Raw genomic sequence first — 6,517 nt, 5'->3', positions numbered from 1 at the left:
CCGGCAGGCACGTGCCGGACGATCCGTAGTGATGGAATGAGCGGGGGCTTGTCCCGCACGCCCTCCGTTGGGCGTGATTCGAGTATGGCACGCGACGCTTCGACCCCGCGAGGTGCGCACATAGTGCAGGATGAGCATTCGTTGGTGTTCCGTCTGGGCATTTCACAGGGTGCCTGACTAGCATCGACGAGGTCGCGAATCCCGCGTGACTGCCCCCGGTTGACGCCGGTTCTTCGTGTGTGCAGAGGTGTGATGTCCAGCAACGATTCTTCGGATGCCGCGGTGCCCGCCGATTCGTCGGTGGACCGTCGCAGCGCAGTCCGTGAGAAGGCGCAGCTGGTCCACGCCCGTCAATCCCGTGCGCGCCGGTGGCGCATCGCACTGCTCAGCGCCCTCGCCGTCGTCGTCGTCGCCGCCATCGGCGCCGGTATCGCGATCGCCCTGGTGACGCCGTCGGGCAAGCCGCAGCTCACCCCGCCGAATGCGACGGACTCCGGGTTCCGGGTGTCCGACGTCAGCGCGCGGGCGGCCATCGCCTCGACGGCCAGCCCCTCGCCCTCCACGGACGCAGCGGCCGCTGCGGCGAGCCCGTCGCCGAGCTCCTCGTCGGCGTCGAACGTCGACATCCGCATCTACATCGATTACCTGGCACCGGGGTCGAAGGAGTTCCAGCTCGCCAACGCGCAGCAGCTGTCGACCTGGGTCTCGCAGGGGGCGGCCACGCTCACCTACTACCCGGTCGCGATGCTCGCCGCGAAGTCGAACGGCACCAAGTACTCCCTCCGTGCAGCCAGCGCCGCGGTGTGCGTGGCGACGCAGCAGCCGGATTCGCTCTTCAGCTTCACCCAGAGCCTGCTGAGCCAGCAGCCGTCCGTCGACTCCGACGGACTGAGCGATCAGCAGCTCGCGAGCGTCGCCGTCGGCGCCGGATCCGACGACACCGTCAGCGACTGCATCGAGAACGAGAAGTACATGGCCTGGGTCAAGGACGCGACCGATGCCGCGTTGAAGTCGCTGCCGGCGACCGATGGACTCAAGCTCACCGCCGCGCCGACGATCCTGGTCAACGGCAAGCCGTACACCGGGGCGCTCGACGACCCGAAGGAGTTCGCGCAGTTCGTTCTGACCAGCGCGAGCGAGAAGTACTACAGCACGCCCACGCCGACACCCAGCCCGAGCTCCACGCCGCTCGACTGAGCTCGCCGGCCCCACGGATAGACTGTGGGCTCTGCCGACATGGCGCAATTGGTAGCGCACCCGACTTGTAATCGGGCGGTTGCGGGTTCAAGTCCCGCTGTCGGCTCCATTCCTGATTCCCGCACTGTTTTTCCCTGCTCCTGCGGTGGCTGTCCGTGCGCGGGTGCGCCATCATTCGGAGGGCTATCCTGCGCAGCAGGGGCTTTGTGGGAGAGGGGAACCCGACATGACGCACGACCACGCCCATCCGCGGGGAAAGCAGCCGACCGACGCGACGCTGCGCCGACGCCAAGAGGTGGCGGCACAGCTGCCGTTCGACGACGACCGCGATCTCGCGGAGGCTCGACGCGGGTTCCTCGCCGCTCCCGAGTATCGGCAGATCCTCGCCGAGGCGGGGCACGTGGCATGGAACATCGGGGACTACGACTTCCTGCTCGGCGATGAGGACTTCGCCTCCATCCACCCGTCGCTGCAGCGTCAGGCGCGGCTGAACATGGAGTACGGCCTGTTCGAGGTGGTGCCCGGCCACATCTACCAGGTGCGCGGGTTCGACCTGGCGAACATCTCGTTCATCCGCTCCGACACGGGCTGGATCGTGTTCGACCCGCTGACGGCGAAGGAGACGGCCGCCGCCGCCCTCGCTCTCGTCAACGAGCACCTAGGCGAGCGTCCGGTCGTCGCCGTGGTCTACTCCCACTCGCACGGCGACCACTTCGGCGGCGCTCATGGCGTGGTGGATGTCGCGGACGTGCACAGCGGTGCGGTACCGGTCATCGCCCCCGTCGGCTTCCTCGAGCACGCGGTCTCGGAGAACGTGTACGCGGGCAACGCCATGGTGCGGCGCATGTTCTACCAGTACGGCACGCTCCTCGAGCGCGGACCGTTCGGTCACGTCGACCAGGCGATCGGGAAGGGCGTCGCCGCGGGCACCGTCGGCCTCATCGCACCCACTGTCGACATCGTCGACGACATCCAGGAGCTCACGATCGACGGCGTGCGCATGGTGTTCCAGAACACGCCGGGCACCGAGGCTCCCGCCGAGATGAACACCTGGTTCCCCGACCTCAAGGCCTTCTGGGCGGCGGAGAACATCGTCGCCACGATCCACAACATCTACACGCTGCGCGGGGCCCTCGTGCGCGATGCGCTGGAGTGGTCGCGTCAGATCAACCGGGCGCTGCACCTGTTCGGGCAGGAGGCGGAGGTGATGTTCGCTTCCCACAGCTGGCCGCGCTGGGGCAACGAGCGCATCCAGGAGGTCATGCGCACCCAGCGCGACACGTACGCGCACCTCAACAACGGGGTCATGCACCTCGCCAACCAGGGCGTGACGATCAACGAGATCCACCGGGTCTACCAGGTGCCCGACTCGCTGCAGCGCAGTTGGGCGGCGCGCAGCTACCACGGCTCGGTGGCGCACAATGCGCGCGCGGTGGTGAACCGCTACCTCGGCTACTGGGACGGCAACCCCTCGACCCTCATCCCGCTCACGCCCCGCGAGTCCGCGCCGCTGTATGTGGAGCTCATGGGCGGTGCGGAGCGCATCCTCGCGCGCGCCCACGAGCTCATCGCCGCGGGCGACGACCTCCTGGCCGTCGAGATCCTGAACAAGCTCGTCTACGCGGAGCCGGCGAACGAGGCCGCGCGCGATCTCCTCGCCGACGCGTTCGAGCAGATCGGCTACCAGCAGGAGAGCCCGAGTGTGCGTAACAGCTTCCTGGCGGCGGCGTTCGAGCTGCGCTCGGGCATCCCCGAGGGCCAGACGGCGAACGCGACGAGCCCCGACCTCGTGCGGGCGCTCAGCACGCAGCAGTTCCTCGACTACCTCGCCATCCGACTCGACAGCACCGCGGCGGGCGAGGCTCGCGGCATCCTGAACCTGCGGGTGACCGACATCGGCGAGGAGTTCGTCGTCGAGGTGAGCAACGGCACGCTCACCAGCGTCGAGGGATTCCAGTCGGCGTCGCCGGATGCGACTCTCACGGTCACGCGCGCCGCGCTCGAGGACCTCATGGTCGGTGCCACGACCGCCCCCGAGCTGCTCGCCGCCGGTCGGGCGACGCTCGAGGGCGACCCGAGCGCGTTCCTCGCCCTGGGGGGAGCGCTCGTCGAGTTCGCTCCCGGCTTCCCGATCATGCCGGGCACCACCCCGTCGGGTCCCGCAGTGCCGGCGGACGGGTTCGGCTACCACGCGTGACCGTGCCGTCCGGGGGAGCCGGCCGGCGCAGGCCGTGCGCTCCGCCTCTTGACGGCGACAGGCGTGTCGCGCCATGATCCGAGCACCTGCACACCTCGGAGTCACCTATGCGCGCACGCAACGCCGCGGCATCCGCTGCTCTCGTCCTCATTCTCGGTCTCGCCGGATGCGGAGGGCCGAGCGGGGGCGCCGTGACGCCGACGCCGACGACGACGGCATCCGCCGGCACGTCGGCATCCGCGACCCCGAGCGCCTCGCCCACCGCGACCGCGTCCCTGCCGACCGACTGCGCGAAGGTCGGCTCCGATGCCACCCGGGCGTCGACGCTCGACCAGATGTCGCTGCAGGGCGACGGCAAGGGCTTCGTCCGCCCGGCGCCGACGGGCGCGACGCTCGCTCTCGGCTGCAACTGGATCGAGGGCGACGCGACCGGGGTGCTGCTGCTGATCAGCACGGTCGACCCGGATGCCGCCGTCTCGTATGCCCAGTCGACCCTTCCGGGGCAGGGCTACACGTGCACGGTCGGGGACGTCGGCGAAGAGGTCTGCCAGCTGTCCAAGGAGAGCACGCAGTACCCGGTCACCGTCACGCAGACCGCGTATGCGCGCGGAGACGTGTGGATCTACCTCGAGACGTCGAACGTCGTGCCCGAGCAGCTCCTCGACGACCTCGTCGCCGAGATCTGGGGCAGCTGAGCGCACCGCCTACGATCGGAGGGTGAGCGCGACGCAGCCGGTGATCCCCGAACACCGGCGGATGCCGCGGGCCGTCGCCCTCGGCGGAGCGGTCGCGGTCGGCATCCTCACGGCCCTGCAGGCCCGCGTCAACGGCTCGCTCGGTCACGAGATGGGCGACGGCTTCGTCGCCGCGTTCGTCTCGTTCTCGTCGGGGTTCGTGATCCTCGTCGTGCTCTCGCTCGCCCTCCCCGCGGGCCGTGCCGGCCTTCGGCGTCTCGCGACCGGCGTGCGACACGGTCACGTGCCCATATGGATGCTGCTCGGTGGCCTCGCCGGCGCCCTCACCGTCGCGACGCAGGGCCTCACCGTCGCGATCATCGGAGTGGCGCTGTTCACTGTCGGCGTCGTCGCGGGGCAGACGGTCAACGGACTCGTGCTCGACCGGGTCGGCTACGGTCCCGCCGGGGTCGTCCCCCTGACATGGGGGCGCATCGTCGGCGGCGCCGTCGTGCTCGCGGCGGTCGTGGTGCTGGTGAGCTCGGAGGGAACGACGGCCGTCCCCTGGTGGATGCTGCTCCTCCCGTTCGTCTCGGGCGCCGGGATCGCGTGGCAGCAGGCCACGAACGGGCGCCTCCGTCAGGCCGTGGAGTCTCCGCTCACGGCGACGCTGGTGAACTTCGCCGGCGGCACGGCCGCCCTCGCGATCGCGGGCGGCGTGCACGGGGCGCTCTCGGGGCTGCACGTCACGGTTCCCGGGGCGGGCTGGCTCTACCTCGGCGGTGCGATCGGCGTCGTCTACATCTTCCTGTCGGCCGCACTCGTGCGGCACACGGGGGTGCTGCTGCTCGGTCTCGGATCGGTCGTGGGACTGCTCGCGACATCCGTCACGCTCGATGCGATCTGGCCCCCGGAGTCGGGTCCGAACCCGGCGATCGCCCTCGCCGGTGTCGTGGTGGCTCTCGCCGGTGTCGTGATCGCCGCCGCGCGCCGCCGTCAGCGGGCCTGAGGCAGCGCGGACAGAACCTCGGCGGGGTCGACGCCCCGCTCGTGACCGGTGCGGTCACTCGCCTCGGGCTTGCCGCCGACGTACAGCCAGCCGAGCAGGTGCTCCTCGGGACCGAGCCCGTGCAGGGCCGCGACCTCCCGGGAGCGCGTGTAGCCGCCCGTGCGCCAGATGACGCCCCAGCCCGCTTCGTCGAGCAGCAGCGAGAGGGCGTGTCCGACACCGGATGCCACGGCCTCCTGCTCCCACGCCGGCACCTTCTCGCTCGCGCGCACGCTCGTCACGACCGCGACCAGCAGCGGCGCGCGCAGGGGCTTCGGCGACGGCTCGTCCGCCCCGGTCGCCGCCGCGATCGCTTCGCCCAGGCGCACACGGTCGTCGCCGCGCAGGGTCACCAGGCGCCACGGCCGCAGGGACGCGTGGTCGGCGACGCGTCCCGCGGCCGACACGAGGGCGGCCAGCTCCTCGTCGGAGGGGGCCGCCTCGGTCAGCTTCGACCAGCTGCGCCGCGCGAGCATCGCCTCGCGCGCGCTCACGCCTCCTCGGCCGGAGTGAAGTCGAGGGCGATGGAGTTCATGCAGTACCGGTCGCCGGTGGGAGTGCCGAACCCGTCGGGGAAGACGTGGCCCAGATGCGATCCGCAGTTCGCGCAGCGCACCTCGGTGCGCACCATGCCGTGGGTGCGGTCCTCGATGAGCTCGACGGCCTCGGGCCGCACGGACTCATAGAAGCTCGGCCACCCGCAGTGCGAGTCGAACTTGGTGCCGCTCTGGAAGAGCTCCGCACCGCAGGCTGCGCAGGTGTAGAGGCCGGCGCGGTCCTCGTCGAGCAGCTCGCCGGTCCACGGCCGCTCGGTCGCGGCCTGGCGCAGCACCGCGAACTGGGTGTCGCTGAGCTCCTCGCGCCACTGCGCGTCGGTCTTGTTCACGTTGTACGACATCGGGTTCTCCTTGCGTCACCTCATTCAACCGCGTCGGCGCCAGGGCTGTTCCGCGCGTGCCTGAGAATGTGACCATGTCCGACCAGACCGATGCCGTCGTCGACCGCTACGGTCGGTTCGCCCGCGACGAGGCCCCCGGCCGGTCGGCGCTGTACGAGGAGTGGGCGCGCGGCATCGCGGAGGATCGTCGTGTCGCGGCGCTGATCGCCCGCATCCGTGACACCCGTCGGCAGCCGCCGCTCGTCTTCGCCGTCTCCCGTCTGCTCGGCGCCCCCGAGTCGGGGTTCGCGTCGTGGGCTGAATGGGTGAGGGCGCACATCGAGGACCTCGTCGTGGGCTGCGAGAGCCGCAGCATCCAGACCAACGAGCCGTTGCGCTGCGCGGCGCTGCTCCCGGCCCTCAGCGCCGTCGACGGCCCCATCGCGCTTCTGGAAGTGGGGGCGAGCGCCGGGCTCTGCCTCTACCCCGACCGCTACTCCTACCGCTACGAGGCGCCCGACGGG

General features: G+C 70.6%; 7 protein-coding genes and 1 tRNA gene. 6 read left to right on the top strand and 2 right to left on the bottom strand.

Features of this window, described 5'->3' with window-relative positions; genetic code table 11:
- The first annotated feature begins 252 nt into the window (after positions 1-252).
- The 5 genes from ASG00_RS13660 to ASG00_RS13640 all read left to right on the top strand — a co-directional run bounded on the left by ASG00_RS13660 (position 253) and on the right by ASG00_RS13640 (position 5,077).
- A complete protein-coding gene (locus ASG00_RS13660; protein ID WP_045246745.1) occupies positions 253-1,197 on the top strand; it encodes a DsbA family protein in 945 nt (314 codons plus the stop codon).
- A 33-nt stretch (positions 1,198-1,230) separates the two neighbouring features.
- Positions 1,231-1,306: transfer RNA gene (locus ASG00_RS13655), tRNA-Thr, on the top strand.
- Positions 1,307-1,423: 117 nt separating this feature from the next.
- The gene (locus tag ASG00_RS13650) at positions 1,424-3,394 is read left to right on the top strand and encodes an alkyl/aryl-sulfatase (RefSeq protein WP_056210253.1); all 1,971 of its coding nucleotides are present in this window, start codon (positions 1,424-1,426) and stop codon (positions 3,392-3,394) included.
- Between the two features lie 107 nt (positions 3,395-3,501).
- Entirely contained in the window at positions 3,502-4,089 is a 588-nt protein-coding gene (locus ASG00_RS13645) for a lipase chaperone (RefSeq protein WP_056210252.1), read from the top strand.
- A 22-nt stretch (positions 4,090-4,111) separates the two neighbouring features.
- Positions 4,112-5,077 (top strand): DMT family transporter, encoded by a 966-nt coding sequence (locus ASG00_RS13640; RefSeq protein ID WP_442922658.1) that lies wholly within the window; start codon positions 4,112-4,114, stop codon positions 5,075-5,077.
- Here the strand turns inward: ASG00_RS13640 and ASG00_RS13635 are convergent.
- Together ASG00_RS13635 and msrB are read right to left on the bottom strand one after the other, a co-directional pair.
- Complete coding sequence (locus ASG00_RS13635; RefSeq protein ID WP_056210381.1) at positions 5,065-5,592, bottom strand: nitroreductase family protein; 528 nt, start codon at positions 5,590-5,592, stop codon at positions 5,065-5,067. The two genes, ASG00_RS13640 and ASG00_RS13635, sit on opposite strands and share 13 nt — an antisense overlap.
- A gap of 14 nt (positions 5,593-5,606) precedes the next feature.
- Positions 5,607-6,014 (bottom strand): peptide-methionine (R)-S-oxide reductase MsrB, encoded by a 408-nt coding sequence (gene msrB, locus ASG00_RS13630; protein WP_045246743.1) that lies wholly within the window; start codon positions 6,012-6,014, stop codon positions 5,607-5,609.
- Between the two features lie 74 nt (positions 6,015-6,088).
- Here msrB and ASG00_RS18635 point away from each other — a divergent pair.
- Positions 6,089-6,517 (top strand): DUF2332 family protein (locus ASG00_RS18635; RefSeq protein ID WP_235559602.1); only part of this gene is annotated, 429 nt, incomplete at its 3' end.

Origin of the sequence: Microbacterium sp. Leaf351, from assembly GCF_001423825.1 — a bacterium.
Lineage (GTDB): Bacteria > Actinomycetota > Actinomycetes > Actinomycetales > Microbacteriaceae > Microbacterium > Microbacterium ginsengisoli.
Note: the sequence above shows the minus strand (reverse complement) of the source record. Positions and strands in the feature narration are given on the sequence as shown.

Coding starts and splice junctions, on each gene's coding strand:
- msrB (WP_045246743.1), bottom strand. CDS start 6,014: ATGTCGTACAACGTGAACAAGACCGACGCGCAGTGGCGCGAGGAGCTC.
- ASG00_RS13635 (WP_056210381.1), bottom strand. CDS start 5,592: ATGCTCGCGCGGCGCAGCTGGTCGAAGCTGACCGAGGCGGCCCCCTCC.
- ASG00_RS13660 (WP_045246745.1), top strand. CDS start 253: ATGTCCAGCAACGATTCTTCGGATGCCGCGGTGCCCGCCGATTCGTCG.
- ASG00_RS13645 (WP_056210252.1), top strand. CDS start 3,502: ATGCGCGCACGCAACGCCGCGGCATCCGCTGCTCTCGTCCTCATTCTC.
- ASG00_RS13650 (WP_056210253.1), top strand. CDS start 1,424: ATGACGCACGACCACGCCCATCCGCGGGGAAAGCAGCCGACCGACGCG.